This is a genomic window from uncultured Roseibium sp., assembly GCF_963675095.2.
In the GTDB taxonomy this organism is placed as follows: domain Bacteria; phylum Pseudomonadota; class Alphaproteobacteria; order Rhizobiales; family Stappiaceae; genus Roseibium.
This window is the reverse complement of sequence record NZ_CAXXSJ010000041.1, coordinates 1-20,747: the sequence shown is the minus strand read 5'-3', so window position 1 is coordinate 20,747 and position 20,747 is coordinate 1. Positions and strand designations below refer to the sequence as shown.

16 protein-coding genes are annotated in these 20,747 nt (G+C 61.4%); 4 read left to right on the top strand and 12 right to left on the bottom strand.

Annotated features, from left to right (window positions below; all coding sequences use genetic code 11):
- Positions 1-6: 6 nt before the first annotated feature.
- Positions 7-1,611: a glycerol-3-phosphate dehydrogenase gene (glpD, locus tag ABIN98_RS15355; RefSeq protein ID WP_346911347.1), complete on the bottom strand. Its 1,605-nt coding sequence runs from the start codon at positions 1,609-1,611 to the stop codon at positions 7-9.
- A gap of 305 nt (positions 1,612-1,916) precedes the next feature.
- On the opposite strand from glpD, the gene ABIN98_RS15350 reads away from it, so the two are divergent.
- Positions 1,917-2,678, top strand: coding sequence for a DeoR/GlpR family DNA-binding transcription regulator (locus ABIN98_RS15350; protein WP_346911345.1), 762 nt, complete (start codon positions 1,917-1,919; stop codon positions 2,676-2,678).
- A 42-nt stretch (positions 2,679-2,720) separates the two neighbouring features.
- On the opposite strand, the gene ABIN98_RS15345 is transcribed toward ABIN98_RS15350, so the two are convergent.
- The 7 genes from ABIN98_RS15345 to ABIN98_RS15315 form a co-directional block, all read right to left on the bottom strand.
- On the bottom strand, positions 2,721-4,022 hold the full coding sequence (locus ABIN98_RS15345; RefSeq protein ID WP_346911343.1) for an FAD-binding oxidoreductase: 1,302 nt from the start codon (positions 4,020-4,022) through the stop codon (positions 2,721-2,723).
- 30 nt (positions 4,023-4,052) lie between these two features.
- Positions 4,053-5,675, bottom strand: a complete 1,623-nt coding sequence (locus tag ABIN98_RS15340; protein WP_346911341.1) for a choline dehydrogenase — start codon at positions 5,673-5,675, stop codon at positions 4,053-4,055.
- Complete coding sequence (locus tag ABIN98_RS15335; RefSeq protein WP_346911339.1) at positions 5,668-6,543, bottom strand: ABC transporter permease; 876 nt, start codon at positions 6,541-6,543, stop codon at positions 5,668-5,670. Before ABIN98_RS15335 ends, ABIN98_RS15340 begins: the two co-directional genes overlap by 8 nt.
- Before the next feature lie 12 nt (positions 6,544-6,555).
- Positions 6,556-7,425, bottom strand: coding sequence for an ABC transporter permease (locus ABIN98_RS15330; protein ID WP_346911337.1), 870 nt, complete (start codon positions 7,423-7,425; stop codon positions 6,556-6,558).
- Positions 7,425-8,546 (bottom strand): ABC transporter ATP-binding protein, encoded by a 1,122-nt coding sequence (locus ABIN98_RS15325; protein ID WP_346911335.1) that lies wholly within the window; start codon positions 8,544-8,546, stop codon positions 7,425-7,427. Before ABIN98_RS15325 ends, ABIN98_RS15330 begins: the two co-directional genes overlap by 1 nt.
- Before the next feature lie 139 nt (positions 8,547-8,685).
- Positions 8,686-9,762: an extracellular solute-binding protein gene (locus tag ABIN98_RS15320; RefSeq protein ID WP_346911333.1), complete on the bottom strand. Its 1,077-nt coding sequence runs from the start codon at positions 9,760-9,762 to the stop codon at positions 8,686-8,688.
- A gap of 147 nt (positions 9,763-9,909) precedes the next feature.
- Complete coding sequence (locus ABIN98_RS15315; protein ID WP_346911331.1) at positions 9,910-11,382, bottom strand: PLP-dependent aminotransferase family protein; 1,473 nt, start codon at positions 11,380-11,382, stop codon at positions 9,910-9,912.
- A 127-nt stretch (positions 11,383-11,509) separates the two neighbouring features.
- On the opposite strand from ABIN98_RS15315, the gene ABIN98_RS15310 reads away from it, so the two are divergent.
- From ABIN98_RS15310 to ABIN98_RS15300, 3 genes are all read left to right on the top strand, one after another.
- Complete coding sequence (locus ABIN98_RS15310) at positions 11,510-12,616, top strand: mandelate racemase/muconate lactonizing enzyme family protein (RefSeq protein WP_346911330.1); 1,107 nt, start codon at positions 11,510-11,512, stop codon at positions 12,614-12,616.
- A 2-nt stretch (positions 12,617-12,618) separates the two neighbouring features.
- A complete protein-coding gene (locus tag ABIN98_RS15305) occupies positions 12,619-14,112 on the top strand; it encodes an aldehyde dehydrogenase family protein (RefSeq protein ID WP_346911328.1) in 1,494 nt (497 codons plus the stop codon).
- A gap of 168 nt (positions 14,113-14,280) precedes the next feature.
- Positions 14,281-14,589 carry a hypothetical protein gene (locus ABIN98_RS15300; protein ID WP_346911326.1) on the top strand — a complete coding sequence of 103 codons (309 nt, stop codon included), beginning with the start codon at positions 14,281-14,283 and terminating at the stop codon, positions 14,587-14,589.
- Positions 14,590-14,713: 124 nt separating this feature from the next.
- Here the strand turns inward: ABIN98_RS15300 and ABIN98_RS15295 are convergent, their stop codons facing one another.
- From ABIN98_RS15295 to ABIN98_RS15280, 4 genes are all read right to left on the bottom strand, one after another.
- Entirely contained in the window at positions 14,714-17,080 is a 2,367-nt protein-coding gene (locus ABIN98_RS15295) for a TRAP transporter fused permease subunit (RefSeq protein ID WP_346911324.1), read from the bottom strand.
- Between the two features lie 141 nt (positions 17,081-17,221).
- Positions 17,222-18,283, bottom strand: coding sequence for a TAXI family TRAP transporter solute-binding subunit (locus ABIN98_RS15290; RefSeq protein ID WP_346911322.1), 1,062 nt, complete (start codon positions 18,281-18,283; stop codon positions 17,222-17,224).
- Between the two features lie 50 nt (positions 18,284-18,333).
- Positions 18,334-20,022: an alkaline phosphatase family protein gene (locus ABIN98_RS15285; protein WP_346911320.1), complete on the bottom strand. Its 1,689-nt coding sequence runs from the start codon at positions 20,020-20,022 to the stop codon at positions 18,334-18,336.
- 234 nt (positions 20,023-20,256) lie between these two features.
- Positions 20,257-20,747: LysR substrate-binding domain-containing protein (locus ABIN98_RS15280; RefSeq protein WP_346911318.1), on the bottom strand; the 491-nt coding region annotated here is incomplete at its 5' end.

Here is a 20,747-nt window from a genome sequence, read left to right as displayed (position 1 = left end):
CCCAGACTATTCCGCCGCCGCTCTGCTCCGTTGCGCGGTCTCGTTCTTCATCCACGCCTCCAGCGTGGCGATCTCGTTTTCGGTCATTCGCAAACCGAGCTTGCTGCGCCTCCACACAACATCCTCGGCCGTCCGAGCGAATTCCTTTTCCATCAGCCATTCGACTTCGCGCGCCGACAGCGTCGCGCCGAAGTCCTGTCCCAGGTCCGTTTTCGCCGTTGCCGATCCGAGCACCTGCCAGGCCTCGGTGCCGTAGGCCTTTACCAGCCGCCGTGCCCAGAAGTCGTTCAGGAACGGGTAACGGGCCTGAAGGCGGGCGATCAGCGCGCCGACATCGCCGACGGGGAAATCACCGCCGGGCAGGGGAACGCCTGCGGTCCAGGCGCCCGTCCGGTCGGGGAAGTAGCGCAGGATTTTCTCCAGGGAGCCTTCGGCCAGCCGGCGATAGGTGGTGATCTTGCCGCCGAAGACATTCAGAAGCGGTGCGCCGCCTTCGTCGTCGATCTTCAGCGTGTAGTCGCGGGTCGCGGCCGTGGCGGACGAGGCGCCGTCGTCGTAAAGCGGCCGGACGCCGGAATAGGTCCAGACGATGTCGTCGACGGAGATATTCCGTTTGAAGTACTGGTTGGCGAAGTCGACCAGATATTGCTGTTCCTCGGAGGTGCAGACCGGCTTTACCGACGGATCCGGATGTTCGGAATCGGTCGTCCCGATCAGGGTGAAGTCGGTCTCGTAGGGGATCGCGAAAATGATCCGCCCATCGGTTCCCTGGAAGAAGTAGCACTTGTCGTGGTCGTAGAGACGCCGGGTGACGATGTGCGAGCCGCGCACGAGGCGAACGCCTTCGCGGCTGTCGACATGGATGGTGTTGTGGATGATGTCGCCGACCCAGGGGCCGCCGGCATTCACCAGCATCTTCGCGTGGACCTGGCTGCGCTTACCGGTTTCGGTGTCTTCGAGTTCGATCTCCCAGCTGTCTTCGACGCGCTGCGCCTTGAGAACCCTGGTCCGCACCAGAACCTTCGCGCCGCGGGCAACCGCGTCGCGGGCGTTCAGGACGACGAGCCGGGAATCCTCGATCCAGCAGTCGGAATATTCGTAGGCCCGTTCGAACCTGTCCTGCAGCGGCGCGCCTTCCGGCGTGCCCTTGAGGCTGAGCGAGGCCGTGCCGGGCAGGATCTTGCGGCCGCCGAGGTTGTCATAGAGGAACAGCCCGAGGCGGATCAGCCAGGCCGGGCGCCGGCCCTTCATCCAGGGCATGACGATGTTCAGAATGCGCGAGGTCGGCGTCGAGCCCTCAAAGCGCATGTCCGCGTAGAGGGGAAGGACGAAGCGCATAGGCCAGCTGATGTGCGGCATCGCCTTGAGAAGCGTTTCCCGCTCGATCAGTGCCTCGCGGACCAGACGGATTTCGAAATATTCGAGATAACGCAGGCCGCCGTGAAACAGTTTGGTCGATGACGAAGACGTGGCGGAGGCAAGGTCGTTCATTTCCGCCAGAACGACGGACAGGCCTCGTCCGGCCGCATCGCGTGCGATTCCGCACCCGTTGATACCGCCGCCGATAATGAACAGATCGCAGGTCTGGCTTTTGCCTTTTGACTGCGCCACATGGGCCTCCCACCCGAAAGTTGATGGGCGGATCGAACCACAGGGGGTTGCAGGGAGTCAATCGAATTTATTCGGAATTTTTCGTTTTGTTTCTTTATTGAAGGCGAAAGCGCGGTTCTTGTTGCGTCAATTCGAAAAAAGAGAACTTTCGCGGTTGTGCGGACTTATGGTGTATTGGTTTGGCGTCAATGGCTGCACTCAACGCGATAATCGGGTTCGATTGGCCTGAATATCTCGCAAAACAGATCGATTCTTGCCTTGAATGGAAAAAATTCGCATAGTCTTCGCGAAAAAGGGAACATTGCATGTCTCAGGCATTCAGGCTGCCGGAAATTCTCGAAATCGCGCGTGCCGAAGGAAAGGTGACGGTCGAGGGACTGGCGGACCGTCTGGGTGTCACGGTGCAAACGATCCGCCGGGATCTTTCGGAACTGGCCGATAGCGGACGGCTGGAGCGGGTGCACGGCGGGGCCGTGCTGCCCTCAAGCGTTTCCAATATCGGCTACGAGGAACGGCGGAACCTGAACGATGCCGGCAAGGCGGCCATCGCCCGGGCCTGTGCCCGCGAGATCCCCGAAGGCGCGTCCGTGTTTCTCAACATCGGCACTTCGACCGAAGCGGTCGCCCGGGAGCTGTTGCGCCATCGCAGCCTGATGGTCATCACCAACAACATGAACATCGCGAACATCCTCGTTGCGAACAAGGATTGCGAGATCATCGTGGCGGGCGGCGTGCTGCGGCGGTTCGACGGCGGCCTGATCGGCAACCTGACCATCAGCACGATCGAGCAGTTCAAATTCGACCTGGCCGTGATCGGCTGTTCGGCGCTGGACGAGGACGGCGATCTTCTCGATTTCGATATTCAGGAAGTGGGTGTCAGCCAGACGATCATCGCCCGTTCGCGCAAGACCTTTCTCGTCGCCGATCATTCCAAGCTGAAGCGCAGCGCTCCGGCCCGGATCGCCTCGCTTGCCGATGTGGACGCTTTCTTCACCGATCAGCCGCTGCCAAGCCGCCTTGAGGCCCGCTGCCGGGAGTGGGGCGTCGACGTGCATATCGCCGATTGACCGGGCCTGTCCTCAAGCACCGTCGGCCGGCCCGCCGTCAGGTCAAATGCCGATGCGGTCGCGGAGGCGGTAGACCAGGACCGAGGGGGCGAGGAACCACGGATTGCCGGAATAAAGCGGCCGGGTCGGGAAGGAGATGCGCTCCAGTGCCGACGGCGCGGTTTCCGTTCCGGCTGCCTTCCTCCCCATGCGCATTCCCAGATAACTCGCCATGCCGACACCCGAGCCGCAATAGCCCATGGCGTGATAGAGGCCCTTGTCCTCGCCGCAATGGGCAAGCGTGTTGAAGGTATAGCCGACGAAGCCCATCCAGGAATGGCTGATCTGGATGTCGCGCAGCTCCGGAAACAGGGCGACCATGTCGCGGTGCAGCTTGACCGCACTCTTTCTCGGATCGGTCTCGCTTAAGGAGACGCGTCCGCCGAACAGAACCCGCTTCCGGTCCGGCGACAGGCGGTAGTAGTAGACCAGCTTGCGGGTGTCGGAGAGCATCCGGTCGGTCGGGAAAAGCCGGTCGACAAGGTTCTGCGGGATGACCTCTGTAGCGATGACATAGGACCCGATCGGAATGATCCGCCGCTGGTGATAGGGCGAGATCGGGCCGGTGTAGCCGCTGGTCGCGAGAATGACCTTGCCGGCTTTCACCTTGCCTTCGGCCGTCTCGACCATGAAGCCGGTTCCGAGGCGTTCCAGGGAGACGACCGGGCAGTGGCTTTTCACCTTCGCGCCGGCCGCCAGAACACGGGCGAGCAGAGCCGGGTGGTACTTGCCGACATCGATGCTGCAGTGATGGGGAAAGACCATGCCGCCGTGATAGGCCTCGGTGTCGAGTTCTCTCGCCATCTCGGACTTGGGGACCATGAAGGCGTCGTTCTTCCAGACCTTGTGACCGGCCGCGCATTCCTTCGCGAGCTTGTCGTAAAGATGCGGCTTGTGCGCGCCGTGGAAGCGGCCGACCGAGCGGAAGTCGCAGTCGAGCGCTTCGTCGCGGACGAGCTGGTGCATATAGTCCAGCGAGGCCTGGCCTTCTTCAAGGATACCGATGGCGATCTCGGCTCCATAGCGGCGCGCGAGGGTGGCGTAATCCGGCTTGATGCTGGTGGAAACCTGACCTCCGTTGCGGGTGCTGCAGCCCCATCCGGCTTCTTCGGCGTCGATAATCAGGGTCGACAGGCCTTCGCGCGCGGTCTGCAGGGCCGCGTTGAGCCCAGTGTATCCGGCACCGATGATGACGACATCCGCTTCGGCCGGCAATTCCGCCGACCGGAAGTCCGTCGCTCGGCCGGTCTGCCACCAATAGGGTTCGGCCTTGAAGGTTTCCGAGAAGAGGTCTGCGGCCTGCATGTGCTTGGTTCCTGAGAAACCCGGTGATCTTCAGCCTACCTGATGATCTGCCAGGATGAGATCGGCACCCTTTTCGCCGACCATGATCGTCGGGGCGTTGGTGTTGCCGGACGTTACCGTCGGAAAGATGGAGGCATCAACGACCCGGAGGTTGTCCACGCCGTAGACCCGCAGCCGGGCGTCGACCACATCGACCTCCGGGTTTGGACCCATCCGGCAGGTGCTGACCGGATGGAAGACGGTGGAGCAGCGCTCGCGAATATCCGCCACCATGTCCTCGTCGGTTTGAACCTGCGGACCGGGTGCGATTTCGCTTTCGATCACGGCCTGCATGGCGGGCGCGGAAGCGATCTTGCGCATCAGCTTGCAGCCTTCCACCATCTCGGTGACATCCTGCTCCGTGCTCAGCGAGTTCGGATGGATTTCGGGCAGATCCATCGGGTCGGCGGATCGGAGCGTGATGCGTCCTCGGCTGGTGGGCCGTGTCGGCTGGAAACCGAGGAGGAAGCCCGCAAAGGGATCCGGATTCATCAGCGGGCGCTTGCCCTTTGGGGCCTTGGTGTAGCTCACGGGTGAAAAGTAAAGCTGCATGTTCGGCCGCTTCGTGTCCGGGTTGGACTTCACGAAGCCGCCGGCCTGGTTGACGCTGAGCGACAGGGGGCCGCGGCGGGTGAGCACATAGCGCATGCCCTGCAGAAGCTTGCCCCACCACGGGTAAAGCAGGTTGTTCAGGGTCGGTACCCTGGACCGGTAGAGATAGTCCATGCCGAGATGATCCTGCAGGTTCCAGCCGACGCCGTTGCGGGCGACCGCGACGTCGATACCCTTCGCCTTGAGATCGTCGGGACGACCAATGCCGGAGAGCATCAGCAGCCGGGGCGAGGTGACCGCACCGGCGCTCAGGATGACCTCGCGCCGGGCTGTGACCGTCTCTTCCCGTCCGCCGCGGCGATAGGCGACGCCTGTCGCGCGGGTTCCGTCCAGAAGGACACGGGTCGCATGGGCGTGGGTCACGATCGTGACGTTGGAACGCCGTTTCGCCTTGGACAGATAGGCCCGGGCCGTCGACATCCGGAACCCATCCTTCGCGGTGATCTGGTAAAGGCCGACACCCTCCTGATCCGCGCCGTTGAAATCGGCGTTGCGCCGGAAGCCGGCCTGTTCGCTCGCCTCGATGAAGGTGTCGCAGAGCGGATGCACGTCACGGCGCTGGCGAGAGACGTAAACCGGGCCGTTGCCGCCGCGATAGGCGTCGGCGCCGGCCTCATAGGTCTCGAACCGCTTGAAGACGGGCAGGACGTCGTTCCAACCCCAGCCCGGATTTCCGAGCGCTTCCCAGTCGTTGAAGTCTTCGTGCTGGCCGCGGATGAAGACCATGGCGTTGATCGAACTCGACCCGCCCAGCACCTTGCCTCTCGGCCAGTAGCCCTCCCGCCCGTTCAGCGCCGGCTCGGGCTCGGTGCGGTACATCCAGTTGAGCTTCGGATTGTAGAAGGCCTTGCCGTAGCCGATCGGCATCCAGATCCACAGGTTCTTGTCCGTCCCGCCGGCCTCCAGCAGGCAGACGCTGAACTTGCCGCTTTCCGACAGGCGGTCGGCCAGAACCGCGCCGGCCGAGCCGGCACCGACAACGACGAAATCGAACTCACGCATTTGGTGCCCACCGGACGCTCTTGTCGCGCTGAACGAGAATGGAAATGAGGGCGAGGAGTCCCGAGCCGATGATCAGGACGAAGGAGACCGCATTCAGGACGGGGGTGGAGCCGACCTTGGCCACCCGGTCATACATGGTGATGGTCAGCGGCGCTTCCGATCCCACCAGGAACAGGGTGGTGTTGAAGTTCTCAAACGAGACGAGGAAGGCGACGATGCCGGCCGCGATCATCGCAGGCCGCAGGTACGGCAGGGTGATGGTCCTGAGCACCCGGGCGCGGGAGGCGCCGAGGTTGAGTGCAGCTTCTTCCATGCTCTCATCGAATTTCTTCAGCCGTGCGGTGATGACGAGAGACGTAATCGTGGTGATGAAGGAGAACTGGCCCATGACCACAAGGAAGATGCCGGGTCTGAGGAGTTCCAGCTCGAAGTCGTACCGGTTTTCCATGAAGTTGGCCGTGTTGCTGGCCAGCACCAGGATCGAAATGCCGAGGATGACGCCCGGGATGACGAGCGGCACGACCATCACGATGTAGAAGAAGTTCTTGGCCGGGAACTGTCCGCGCACGAACAGGAAGGCATTTGTCGTTCCGACAGTCACGGAGAGCGTGGCGACAAGGGCGGCGATCACGAAGGAATAGTAGATGCCGCGCAGAAGACGCCGGTCATGAAACATGCCGAGTTTGGGTTCGCTGTCGTTGAAGAACCAGTCGAGGGTGAAGCCCTGCCAGGGCAGGGCGGGAAACACGCTGTCGTTGAAGGCGAACACGCTTGCCGCGACGAGCGGCGCGGCCAGGAAGACGAAAAACGCGATCACATAAAGCCGGTAGCCCCAAAGGAACGGTGTGGCCTTGTTTGTTGCAAGCATCAGCCGTCCTCCTCAGCTCTTCGCAACGGTGTTGGCGAGTGTCTGGCCGCTCAGCTTCAGACCGAGCCAGATGACGACCGATGTGAACAGAAGTAGCAGCATGCCGAAGGCCGCGCCTGCCTCCCAGTTAAACCGGGTAATGAACTGGTTGTAGATCTGTTCGGTGAACCAGCTGGAATTCTTGCCGCCGAGCAGGATGGGCGTAAGGTAGGAGCCGGCGGTCAGCATGAAGACAACGATGCAGCCGGAGACGATGCCGGGCATGGCATAGGGAATGATGATCCGGCGCAAAACGGTAAATCCGTTGCCGCCGAGATTGTAGCCGGCCTCGATCATGGAATTGTCCATGCCGTCGAGGGTGGAGACCAGCGGTACGATCATGAACAGGATCACCGTGTAGACGAGGCCCATGATGACGGTGGCATCGTTGTAGAGGAACTCGATCGGCTGATCGACGAGGCCTGCCCATTGCAGAAACGATGAGAAGACGCCGGTTTCCCGCAAGAGCAGGATCCAGCCGTAGGCGCGGATCAGGTCGCTCACCCAAAGCGGGATCAGGCAGAGCAGGAACAGGGCGCCGCGGGTGCGATTGCCGGCGAGCTTGGCAATGTAATAGGCGATCGGAAAGCCGATCAGCAGAGCCAGTGCGGTCACCAGCAACGACATGGAGCCGGTGCGCAGAAGGGTGTTCCAGTAGATCGGCTCGTGCAGGAAATCCAGGTAGTTGCCGAAGCCGAACTCATAGACCCTGGGCGCGACCTTCTCGCGAAGAGACAGAGCAATGATGCCGATATGGGGCAGGACGATCAGCAGGATGATCCAGAGCGCGAACGGGGCGAACAGCAGGATCAGCGCGAGGCGCCTGAAATCTTTCTGCTGCATCAGGCCGGCCTTTCAGATGCAAAGCACATGGCCTGCCGGGACGACCAGTAGAGGCAGACCTCTTCGCCCGGCTTCAGATCGTCGTGGCCGGTCAGGGTGACATCGGCCTCGATCAGTTCGCCCCTGGAACTGCGGACGAGAACCCGGCTGTTGGCGCCGTTGAACAGCAGACTGTCGACGGTGCCGTCCATGCGGTTGTCGGCGTCGCCCGGAACACCGTCGGCCGCGGACCGGCGGACGGTATGGATAAATTCCGGGCGGATGAAGACGTCGACGGCTGTGCCTTCGGGAATCTTAACGCCACCCGCTGCGGTGAAGGTCATCTGGAGACCCTGTTCGGTCTCGACCGTTCCGCCACTGCCGTCGCTTGCCTTGACCTTTCCGGACCAGCGGTTGCTGTCGCCGACGAAGCCGGCGACGAAGGCGGTTTCGGGTTTGTGATAGAGCTCCTGGGGCGTGCCGATCTGCTCGAATATCCCCTGGTTCATGATCGCCACATGGTCGGACATGACGAGGGCTTCCGACTGGTCGTGGGTGATGTAGATGAAGGTCGTGTTGAACTGGTGCTGAAGCTGCTTGAGCTCGATCTTCATGGCTTCGCGCAGCTTCAGGTCAAGCGCGCCGAGCGGTTCGTCGAGCAGCAGCACGTCCGGATCGAGCACCATGCAGCGCGCAATCGCGATGCGCTGCTTTTGGCCGCCGGAAAGCTGATGGATCTCGCGCTCCGCCACATCGGGCAGGGCGATGCGTTCCAGGACGTCCTGCACCTTGGCCTTGATCTCGGCGTTCTTCACGCCGTTGCAGCGCAGTCCGTAGGCGATGTTCTCAAAGACGTTCATCATCGGAAACAGCGCGAGATGCTGGAACACCATCTTGACGTTGCGCTTGTTGGGTGGGGTACCGAGCACGGATCGGCCCTTGATCCTGATGTCGCCGCTGCCCGGCTCCTCGAAGCCTGCGATCATGCGCATCAACGTGGTCTTGCCGCAGCCGGACGGGCCGAGAATGGAGAAAAAGGAACCGCTTGGAATATTGAAGGAGACGCCTTTGACGGCGCGAATGGGCCCGAAGGATTTGGTGATGTCAATGCACTCAAGATCGTAAGTCGGGGTATTCGTCATGGGGTCTCGCCGGCCTGAAAGCAGAATTTTATAAGTCCGTACCCTTAGGGTCAGGACCCTTAGGCGGACCGGGGGATGCCACCTGCGGGCGGCATCCCCCATTTCGGGAGGTCATCCGGACTGTTACCGGAACCCGGTCTTATCCGCCGGTTGCCGCCTTGATCTTCTCAAGGGTACGGCCTTCCATGTCCTCGACACCGGGAGGAATGTTGGCGAAGAACTTCAGGTTGTCGATATCCGCATCGGTGAAGGCAGCGTTCACGGCAGCCTTCTTGTCGTCAGGCAGCAGATCCTTGGCGCCCTTGACGGAAGCCATCGAGCCGGTGCTGGCGGACATGATCTTCACGTTTTCCGGGCGCAGCACGAAGTTGATCCACTTGTAGGCTGCGTCGTCGGCCTTGCCCTTGCGGGGAAGAGCGAAGGTGTCGATCCAGGCAAGCGCGCCGGTTGCCGGCGGAACGAAGACGATGTTGCTGTTCTGGGCGTAGAGCTTGTAGGCGGTGGAGTCCCAGGTCTCAGAAGCAACGATCTCACCCGACAGCATCATGGCGGACAGGTCGTCGCCGCTGTTCCAGTAGGCCTTGATGTTGTCCTTGCAGGCGATCAGCTTGTCCGCGACCTTGTCGAGGATGGTCTGATACTTGTCGAGATCCGCATAGGCCGCAAACGGGTCATCGCCCATGGCGAAGGCCGTGCCGAGCAGGATCGTGCGCTTCAGGCGCATCGAGGTCTTGCCCTTGTATTTCGGATCGCACAGGTCGCCCCAGCCCTTGACTTCGGGGGCCGCGGACTTGTCGGCCATCAGGCCCGAGGTGCCCCACTGATGCGGCACGGCGTAGACTTCGCCGTCGATCGTCGTGTTGGCTTTCACGCCTTCCAGAAGGCTGGGCTGCATGACACTGGTGTCGATCTTGGACAGATCCATCGGTTTGTAGATGTCGTATTCCAGCTGGGCCGCGTAGATGCGGTCGTGGCTCGGCTGGGCAAGGTCGAAACCTGCACCGCCGGTTGCCCGAAGCTTGGCGATCATTTCCTCGTTGTTGGAAAAGGTCACCTCGACATCGATATCCGGATACTCGGTTTCGAATTTCTGGATCAGTTCTTCCGGCGCATATGACCCCCAGGTCAGAAGCCGCAGGGTTTCAGCGTGTGCGGAACCTGCTCCCGCCAGCATAGTTGCAGCCAGAAGCCCGGCTACGGTCGTCTTGATCGACATTGTCTGCTCCCTTCAATGCAATCGACACCGATATTTGCGTCTAACCAATATTTACGACAATGAGAAAAGCTTAGGTGGCAATTGGACTGTGAAATATATCCATTGCAGATATTTTTTCAGACCAATTCAGCAAATTGATGCAGGATATCAGCCAAGGATCTTTCGAAGCGTTTCAACCCCCTTGCGGATGTCGTCGGGCGGCGTGCTGCCGAAACCGAGAACGACACCCTGTTGCGGGATAGGCGTCAGGGCATAGCGGCCAAGACCGGCGGTGACGACGCCGGCATCACCGGATTTGCGGACGACCTCTTCCTCCGACAGACCGTTTTTCAGAAATCCGACGGCATGAAACCCGCTCCTTGTGGGCTGCACATCGATCCGGTCTTTCAGCTGGCGGGCGGCGTCGAGCAGGGTGTCGTGGCGCTCCTTGTAGATCTGGCGCATGGTGCGGATGTGGGTGGCGAACATGCCTTCGTCCATGAAGTCGGCGACGATCGCCTGTGTCGCCGTCGGGACGCCGCTCTGCCAGGCGCTGTAGACCCTTCTCAGGCTTTCCACCAGACCCGCCGGCGACAGGATGAAGCCGAGCCGCAGGGACGGGAACAGCGATTTGGAGAAGGTGCCGACGTAGATGACGCGTTCCTGGGTGTCGATGCTCTTCAGGGTCGGCGGCGGCTGGTCGCCGTAATAGAATTCGCCGTCATAGTCGTCCTCGACGATCATGGCGTCCGCGTCCTTGGCCGCCTGCAGCAGGGCCAGCCGGCGGCTGAGACTCATGACATGCCCGAGCGGTTGCTGATGGGACGGGGTGACGAAGGCCAGCCGGAAGTAAGGCGCTTTTTCGAGGCCCTCGTGAACACAGATGCCGTCCGCGTCGATGGGAACCGGAACGAGTTTCGCGCCGTTTGCGATAAAAGCATTGCGGGCACCGATCGCGCCGGGGTTTTCAAACCACACCGCTTCGCCCGGGTTCACCAGCATCGCACTGATCAGCGAGAAGGCATGCTGGGCACCGTTGACGATGAAGATCTGGTCCGGGTCGCATTTGATGCCGCGCGACGCGTTGAGCTGCTGGGCGATCGCTGTTCGCAGGCGGCCGTAGCCGAAGGCTTCTCCGTATCCGGTGACATGATCCCGGTCCTTGCGCCAGTGGCGGGCGGACAACCTGGCCCACTGGGCCATGGGAAAGGCGTCGAGGGCCGGAAGGGCGGTGATGAAGGGCGCGGACTTGTGCGGCAGGCGGCTGCGCGGAGAAAAGACCGGCACGGCGTGGATCGCCGCATGGGAGAGGCGGGGCTCGGCGATCTGGCCCTTCGAACCGCTCGGGAGCGAGGCCAGTTTCTGCTGGGCCGCGAGGGCTTCGCTGACATAGGTGCCGGCGCCGACGCGCGATTCCAGCAGACCTTCCGAGACGAGCCGGTCGATGGCGTCGATCACCGTCGTGCGCGACACGCCGAGCTCCTGCGCCAGCGTTCGTGTGGCGGGCATCCGGTCGCCGGGGCTGAGGCCGCCGGACAGCAGGAGTTCCCTGAGCCCCATATAGAGCTGGACCGACTTCCGCCGGTCTGAGGCGTCATCGATCCGGATCGACGAGAGAACAGCACCGGCATGTCGTTTCATGGCAGGCTCGCAAATTGGTATGACAGTTTCCCCAAAACGGATCTACTAACAGGGCCAATTCTGACTAGTTTTGCAAGCCCGAGTTGCCGAGCCGCATAATTTTGCGGGCCAGAAACGTGGACCGATCATGAAAATTCGTTCGATAGAAACCTTCACCGACCCGTTCGTCTGCTTTGTCCGTGTGACCACGGATACGGGGGCTCAAGGGTGGGGACAGGTGGCGCCTTACTACGCCGATATCACGGCGCAGGTGATCCACCGGCAGGTCGCGCCCTATGCGCTCGGACAGGACGCCTTCGATATCGCCTCCCTGATGGAGAGCATTCCGGAAAAGGAGCACAAGTTCCCCGGATCCTATCTGCGCAGGGCCATGGGCGGGCTGGATACGGCACTTTATGACCTGCGCGGCAAGCTGGAAGGCAAGCCGGTGTGCGAACTGCTCGGTGGCACGCCGGGCAAAGTTCGGGCCTATGGGTCTTCCATGAAGCGGGACATCACGCCGGAAGACGAGGTGGCCCGGCTGAAAAGGCATCAGGACCAATTCGGATTCACGGCCTTCAAGTTCCGCATCGGTGCCGAATGCGGCCATGACCAGGACGAGTGGCCCGGCCGGACCGAGGCCATCGTTCCGGGCATGCGCAAGGCGTTTTCGGACGAGACCCAGCTCCTGGTCGATGCCAATTCTTGTTATTCGCCGGCCAAGGCGATCGAGATCGGCCGGTTCCTTGAGGCCAACGGCATCTCCCATTACGAAGAGCCGTGCCCTTACTGGCATTACGACCAGACCAAGCAGGTGACCGATGCGCTCGACATCGACGTGACCGGCGGCGAACAGGACTGTTCCCTGGTTGACTGGAAACGGATGATCGACGGCTATGTGGTGGATATCATCCAGCCGGACGTGTGTTATCTCGGCGGCATGCTGCGCACTATGAAGGTGGCGCAGATGGCCCATGAGGCGGGCATTCCCTGCACGCCGCATGCGGCCAACCTGTCGCTGGTGACGATGTTCACCATGCACCTGCTGCGGGCCATTCCGAACCCGGGCAAATATCTCGAATTTTCCATCGAGGAAGGGGACTACTATCCCTGGCAATACGGCCTCTTCGCATCCGATCCCTATGAGGTCGTCGACGGCCATGTCACTGTCACCGATGCGCCCGGCTGGGGTGTGGAGATCCATCCGGAATGGCTGGCGAAGTCCGCCTATCAGATCAGCGAGGTCGAAGCGTGACCATGTCGACAGCAGAAAAGCTCGCCGCCGAAGTTCTCAAGACCGGTACGCTTGCCGGACTTCCCGACGGTCACTTCATTGATGGCGGGTTTAGCCGTCCGTCCCACAACCAGAGCATGGAAAGCTTCGACCCCGGTAGGGGCGAAGCCTTCGCCGCCTTTGCCGCCGGGACGAAGGCGGATGTGGATCAGGCGGTGGAAAGTGCGCGCCGGGCTTTTGAAAGCGTGTGGCGGGATACGGCGCCGGTCGAGCGTGCCCGTATCCTGCTGCGGGCGTCCGCGCTTATCCTGGAGAACCTGGACCGGCTCGCCGTCGCCGAAAGCCTTGACAGCGGCAAGCCGCTCAACGAGGCGTTGGGCGATGTGCGCGGGGCGGCGCGCTGCTTCGAGTATTACGCCGGGGCCTGCGACAAGCTTCAGGGCGACAGCTTTCCGCTCGCGCCTGACTATCTGGGCTATTCGATCCATGAGCCGGTGGGTGTGACGGCCCATATCATTCCATGGAACTTTCCGATTTCGACAACGGCACGCGGACTTGCACCGGCGCTCGCCGCCGGCTGCACGGTCGTGGCGAAGCCTGCGGAACAGACGCCGTTTACCGCCCTTATGCTGGCGGAGATCCTGGTTCAGGCCGGCCTGCCGCACGGGGTGTGCAATGTGGTGACCGGAACGGGTGCGGAGGTCGGCGCCCCACTGACGAGCCACCCGGATGTGAACCACATCACCTTCACCGGCTCGGTAACGACTGGCCAGGCTGTGATGACCGCGGCTGCGCGCGAGGTTACGCGGGTCGTTCTGGAACTGGGCGGAAAATCGCCCGTGGTCATTCTGGATGACTGCGACCGGGAGAAGGCCCTGGACGGGGTGATGGGCGCAATTTTCGAGAATGCCGGCCAGATCTGTTCCGCAGGCTCACGGCTTGTGATTGAACGCGGCATTCATGACGGGTTCGTCGAGGAGCTGGTCAGGCGGACCAGGACACTGAAACTGGGGCATGGCCTGCGAAATCCGGATATGGGGCCGGTGAACTCGGCCGCCCATCTTGAGAAGATCGCCGGCTTTGTCGATCGCGCCCGTGCCAACGGTGCCGACATTGCCGTGGGCGGTGCCGTGGCCACGGATCCGGAAACGGGCAAGGGCTGGTTCTATGAGCCGACCATCATCGACAAGGCCGGGCAAACCGATGAAGTGGTCCAGGAAGAAATCTTCGGTCCGGTTCTGACCGTACAGGTGGCCGATGATGCGGATCATGCGCTCGCACTTGCCAACGATTGCCAGTACGGGCTGGTCGCCGGCATCTACACAAGTGATTTCGCCAAGGCACACCAGCTTGCCCGCAAGATCGATGCGGGTCAGATCTTCATCAACGAATATTTTGCCGGTGGTATCGAGGTGCCTTTCGGTGGGAACAAGAAGTCCGGTTTCGGCCGGGAAAAAGGGATCGAGGGCATCAAGTCCTATTGCAAGACCAAGAGCATAGCGGCACGGATCGGATAACCCGGGCCGATGGCCGCTCCGGCTGACTTTGCGGCTAGGTGGGGAAATCCGGGAAACTCGTGCCCGAAAATTGCCACAACAGTCTGTTTCTAACCCGCCTTTAGATAAGATGGATCAGTTACCCGGCTTAAGAGGGCATAGGACATGTGGGCTCGGACTTTCCTTTGGTTGGTACCCTTCCTTTTCGTTGGCGGCTTCAGCCCGCTTTCTGCGAAGGCTCTCGACCTGAATCCGACCAAGACCGAAATCAGTGCCTTTATGAAGGCTGATACGAACAAGGACCGGGTCCTGACGCCGCAGGAATTCAAGACCTTCATCCAGGCCATGGCCAGTTCCGGTTCGAAAACGGCAAAGAAGATCCGTTTCCTGAGCCTTTACAGCTATGCCTTTTCCATTGCGGACGCCAATCGGGATGGCGTTGCCACGCCCCATGAAATGCGGGCGGCCGACAATTCCCACGGCGTCGGCAGCAAGTGAACTGACCCGACCACAAAACACTCAGGCCTGATCGGTCAGCGCTAGATCAACCTGCTTTCATGTAGGAATACATGAAAGCAGAAAAGTTGATCGATCTTAAAACGTTAGAGCATCTGGTCTGCGTTCACTTGAACGCAGGATGCTCTAGCCTCTGGTGCGACCGTGCCGATATCCAGTGCCAGCCGAGATAGAGTGCCGCGATGGCCAGGGCCGGCAGCGCGATCATCGGGTCGCGCATCAGGACGAGCACGGCCAGCCCGAAGCGCAGGACCACCTCCGCTCCTCCCATCTTCCGGGCGTCGAAGCGGGCCAGGGCGCTTGAGAGGAAGTAAAGCGCCACCGCCAGCCGGGCGAGCACGTAGATCAAGCCGCCCCAATCGATTCCGGATGTGTAGCCGGCAATGAAGTCCGCGCTGCCTGCCGTTGCGCCCGGGTCGAGCTTGGCGGCATCGATCAGAAGCAGCTCCGGATAAAAGGCGAATACGAACGGCAGCACGAACATCACGATGCCGGAGCGTACCGCCGAAAAGCCTGTCGCCATGGGATCCGCCCGCGTGATCGACGCGGCGGCGAAGGCCGCCACTGCCACTGGTGGCGTGATCGCCGACGCCACGGCGAAGAAGAAGATGAACATGTGCGCGGTGAAGGTGGCGATCCCCAGGCCGATGATCATCGGTCCCATCAGCAGCGCCACGTTGATATAGGCGGGAACCGTGGGCATGCCCATGCCGAGCAGGATTGCGAGCACCATGGTCACGGCCAGCGCCATGAACAGGAAGACGCCGCCGGACTGGAGTTCGGTTCCAAAGCTGCGCAGCACGTTGAGCATGTCGCGGGCGATGAAACCGGACAGGCCGGTGAAGTTCAGGCAGAAGTCGATCACCGAGACGGCGAGGAACATCAGGTAGAGCGTGCTGATCAGGATACCGGCGTCGGAAAAGGCCTTCAGCAGCTTGGACGGCTGCTTGCGGATGTCCTTGTCGAGGAAGAACAGCACGGCGAGCAGGGCGGTCGCCCACCAGCCCGCGGAGCCTGCGTCGCCTGCCGAATTCTGGACGAGCAGGAACAGCCAGGGCAGATGTTCTGCCCGGCAGGTGCCGTTCTCCACGATGGTCTCGATCCCGATCAGCGAGGCGATGGGGCCGCAGCCGATCGCTTCCTTCGGTGTGACCAGAAGGAACAGGATCAGCAGGATCGGCGCCACGATCATGATCAGGTGCAGCCAGTCCTCGCGGGTCAGCTTCATGTCGGCGGTCAGTTCGCCGACCGCCTGAATCCCCTGCTTGCGCGCCTGGAAGACGACGGAGAGGAACAGGCAGCCGAAATAGGCAAGCGCGGGGATGACCGCGGCGATGATCACCTCGCGGTAAGGCACGACCGTCATTGCCGAAAGCACGAAGGCCGCGACCCCCATCACCGGCGGCATGATCTGCCCGCCGCTGGAGGCGGCTGCCTCGACGCCGCCGGCGAATATCTTGGAAAAGCCGCGCTTCAGCATCATCGGAATGGTCAGGACGCCGGTCGACAACACGTTGACCACAGGTCCGCCGGAGATGGTGCCGAACATGGCGGACGAGACGATGGCCGCATGGGCTGGGCCGCCGCGCAGTCGCCGAGTCCACAGGAAGGCGATCTTGATCAGGGACTGGCCGCCGGCGGAAATGCCGAACAGGGAGCCGAGCACGATATAGGGAAAGACGGTGTTCAGGAGAATGCCCATGAACCGGCCGAGCAGGCCTTGGGCATTGTTGACCAGGATGTCCTCGACATTGGGCCGGCCGTCCATCAGCAGCCTGGGCTCGCCGCCCAGTTTGGTGATCAGGTACTTGTTCATGTCGTCGGCGCCGAACACGTACCAGATCAGGATCGTGATCATGGTATAGGCGGCAATCGCGATCGCGACGGCGACCAGCGGGAAGCCCCAGACACGGACGTTATAGGCCAGGAACACCGTGATCGCGCCGCCGACGACCGCAAAGATCCAGATGCCGAGGTTGTTGATGCAGGCCGGGTCATCGACGCTGGTCGGGACGGGCAAGCCGTAGAGTTCGGCGAATTCCTTTTCTTCCTGCAATGCTTTGGCGATCAGCCGGGCGCGCTCGCCGGTGATCTGGTCGACCAGGCAGACGGAATCGATTTCGATCAGGTAGGACAGGGCGATGATGATGGCGGTGGCCACCAGGGCGATGTCCATCGCCAGAGACAGGGTCTTATAAAGCGGGCTGCGGTTGATGGCGCTGCGATAGAAGGAATGCTTCAGCGCGACCACCGTCATCATGATGACGAAGGCGAGCGGATAGAGGAACTCGTAAGGGTACTTGCGGATCGCGAAATTCGGATTGTCCGTCATGTTCTGAAAGAACGCATCCAGCCCGGGAATGGACGGGATCGTGTTCAACAGGCCGATGACCACCAGCACGAGGCCGAGGATGGCCGCCCACCGGTCCGGTCTGCCAAACTTTGGTTGCGATTGTTCCGTTTCAGCGTTCATGTCCGGGCCCTGCCGCCATCCGTCTGCGTTTGAAGACGCGACGCGTACCGGGTGGGGCCACCAGTTATCCGGCGGCCCTCACCCGTGAAAGTCAATTGTGAAACAGGCGGGGGCAGCCCCCGCCGCCGTATATCGTCGTGGTTATTTCGCGCAGTCGGGAATCGTGTACCCGGCTTCTTCCCAGGCCTCCACGGCTCCGGGATGGTACTTCAGCGACAGAGCACCACAGAAACCGGAGTCCCTCTCGTCCAGGACGCCGACATTGATGTTCCTGGCATAGGGCGCCTTGACCTTCAGCTCTTCCATCGACTTGATGTACGATGCGGTGATCGCCTTGGCCATCTCGTTGCTCATGTCCTTGTTGACGACATCGGCAAAGGCGGTGCCCATGCCGCGGAAGGTGCCGTCCTCCGAAATCAGGGTCACGCCCTGATCGTCACCGTAGCCCATGTTCTCCCACTTCACGACGATCGGCACGTTTCCGGGCGCCTTGAGTAGTCTCTGGAAGGCTTCGCCTTCAAAAATCTCTTTCGGCGTGGATACGATGTTCAAGTTGCCAGCGGACAGGGCAACGGTGACGCGTTCCGACGGGAAGGTCAGCGGCACGACGAAGGCGTCCGCCGATCCGTCAACCAGGATGTTGGCGAGCTGTCCCCAGTTGGCCTGCATTCCCTTGTAGTCCTCGCCGTCCTTGTAGCCGGCGGCCATCTGGATCGCCTGGCGGGCGTTGACAAGTGCTGCGCCGCGCGGCGGGCCGTTGAACACGGTCTTGTTCTTCAGATCGGACCATTCGTCGATATTCGAACTGGAATGGGCGAACAGGCCGTAGGCGCCGGCGTTATAGGGATAGAGTGCGCGAAGATTGGCGGCGAGCTTGGCACCGTTTTCGCCCTGCTTCGAGTACGGGCCTCGGCCTTTTTCAAGCAGGAAATGGAGCACGATCGGCATGGCTGCGATGTCGGTCTTGCCTTCAGCCACGTTCTGGACCGAGTTGGTAAGCGTCTGGCCTTCCTGAACCTGCAGGTTGGCGATGCCGTCACGTCCGAGGATGTCGGCCAGATGCAAGACCGACAGATGCGGCGAATTCCCCGGGCTCGAGGTTTCGGCCGTCAGGTTCGCCTGGGCAAAGGCCGATCCGGAACCGAACGCGATCATGGCGGCGCAGGACAATGCGCCGAATGTCCGTCTCTTCAATGTCATCATGTTTTCCTCCCAATGATGAACTGTAGTCGTTTTCTTCGTTCTGCCGGCGTTTATTCGCCGGCTTGTTCGTGTCGCTCCCTGCGGTCTTCCGCTTTCCGCCCCACGTAATTGGCGGATATGGGCGGCGGGACGTCTCCTTCGTCGACGATGCCGATGAGAACGCCCTTCGCGGAGCCCTTGCCGCGGGCGCCGATGAACTCGCTTCTGGACATGGTGGTGCGCTGGGACGGCCGCCGCGCCCAGGCAAACAGCTTTTCGTAAAGCTCGTCGATCACCGGCTGGAGTTGTTCGCTCTCTCCAAGGTCGACCAGTTCGCCGGGATCGTTCTTCAGGTCGAACAGCATGGGCCGGAAACCACCGTCGAAATGGATCAGCTTCCAGTTCTCATTCGCAATCATGAACATGCGCGCTTCCGCCGGGTCGAGGCCGAGCTTGCCGGCGAGCGGGCTTGCGGAATAATCGTATTCACAGATGACATGGTCCCGGAGCGGCCCCTCCTGCGTGCCATGCAGGACCGGTATCAGCGACTTGCCTTCCAGGATGTGATCGACGGCGGCGACGTCGCCGCCCGCGGCCTCAAGAAAGGTCGGCAGCAGGTCGATGCATTCGACCAGGTCATCGCACACGGTTCCGCGGGTGACGTCGGCCTCGGTGGACGGATCGTATATGATCAGCGGCACCTTCGTGGAAGCGTCCTGGAAGAAGGTCTTTTCGCCGAGCCAGTGATCGCCGAGGAAGTCGCCGTGATCGGAGGTCACCACGATCATGGTGTCGTCCATCCGCCCGGTTCTCTCCAGCCAGTCGAACAGAACGCCCATCTGATCGTCGCACTGCTTGATCAGGCCCATATAGGCCTTCAGCACCTTGTCTCGAATGTCGTCGCGCGAGAACGCCCGTCCGACCGGCGCCATCATGAAGCCCTTGAACACCGGATGGGCGTTGTCGAATTCCTCCTGGCTCCGGACGGCGGGAAGGAAGTCTTCCGGCCCGTACATGTCGTGATAAGGCGCCGGCACGATATAGGGCCAGTGCGGCTTGATATAGGACAGGTGGCAGCACCAGGGCTGATCGCCCTTTTCTTCGATGAATTCCATGGCGCGCCGGGTCAGGTAGGGCGTTTCGCTGTCCTGTTCGGCGATGTTGGCCGGTTCGTCGGAATTCTTCAGGAACCATCCCGACAGGACATTACCGTCGTCGTCGATCCCGGAATTGGCATAGTCGTGCCAGGGATTGTCACTGTCATAGCCTTTGGAGCGGAGATATTCGTTGTATTTGAGCGCACCGCCCGGGTCGTAAAGACCGTCCGGGCCTTCCGGACGCATGCCGTCATCGCGCTCGTAGATGTCGAAACCGCATTCGGCGACGCGGGCGCCGATGGCGCTGTCGGGTTCCAGGCCGAGACGGCGCATGCCTTCGGCATCTGCTGCCATGTGGGTCTTGCCGACCAGCCAGCAGCCCATGCCGTTGTCGCGCAGATAGTCGCCCATGGTCCGTTCACCGACCTTCAGCGGCACCATGTTCCAGGATGCGCCATGGCTGTGCACATAACGGCCGGTATAGGTGGACATGCGCGACGGGCCGCACAGCGGCGACTGGATATAGGCCCGGTCGAACCGCACACCCTTTTGCGCCAGCCGGTCGATATTCGGTGTCTTCAGATGGGGGTGACCATAACAACTCAGATAATCCCAGCGCAACTGGTCGAACATGATGAACAAAATGTTCTTGGTCTTCCGCATGACCTCTCCTGGTTTCAAAGCATGCACCGGCGGCGATGCCACAGTCTGAAAAGGGAAGAAAGTCAGCCGGAACAAAACAATCCGGACACGAGTGTGCCGGATGGGCCTGTTATACCGCTTGTCCTCCCGCAGGCTTCTGTGAGCCTTTCGGATCAACCTATCCGCTGATGATCGCGCACGATAATAGAGTTCTCGTCAGTAATATAACAAATATGTTATGCCTTGATCTCAAGCTCAGACGTAGGCGCGGGCTTCCTCGCGCAGGATCTCGACCAGTTGGGCGGCGGCGGGCGAGAGGTCTCGCCCGGTCATGTAGGACAGGCCAACGGAGCCGATCAGTTCCTCGCCGTGAATGTCGAGGATGACGAACTGGCCGGTGGCAAGCTCCTGGCGGACAGCTCCCAGCGGCATGCAGGCGACGGCATCCTGGGCGGCGAGGAAGGCCCGGGTGAATTCGAAGGAGACCGTCTCGATCTTGTTGGAGAACTCGGCCATGCCCCGGCCGATGGTGAACTTGCTGAGTTCCCGCCGGATGATCGTGTTCGGCTGGGGCACGATCACCAGTTCCCGGTCGATGTCGTTGAGCGTGAGATTGGGAACATCGGCAAGCGGATGTCCTCTTCTGGCGACAAAGACCAGAGCTTCTGAGTAGAGGTGCTCGAAACTGACGCCGGCCATGTGTTCCAGCGAGGGCAGGCGGCCGACCATGCAGTCGATGTCGCCCT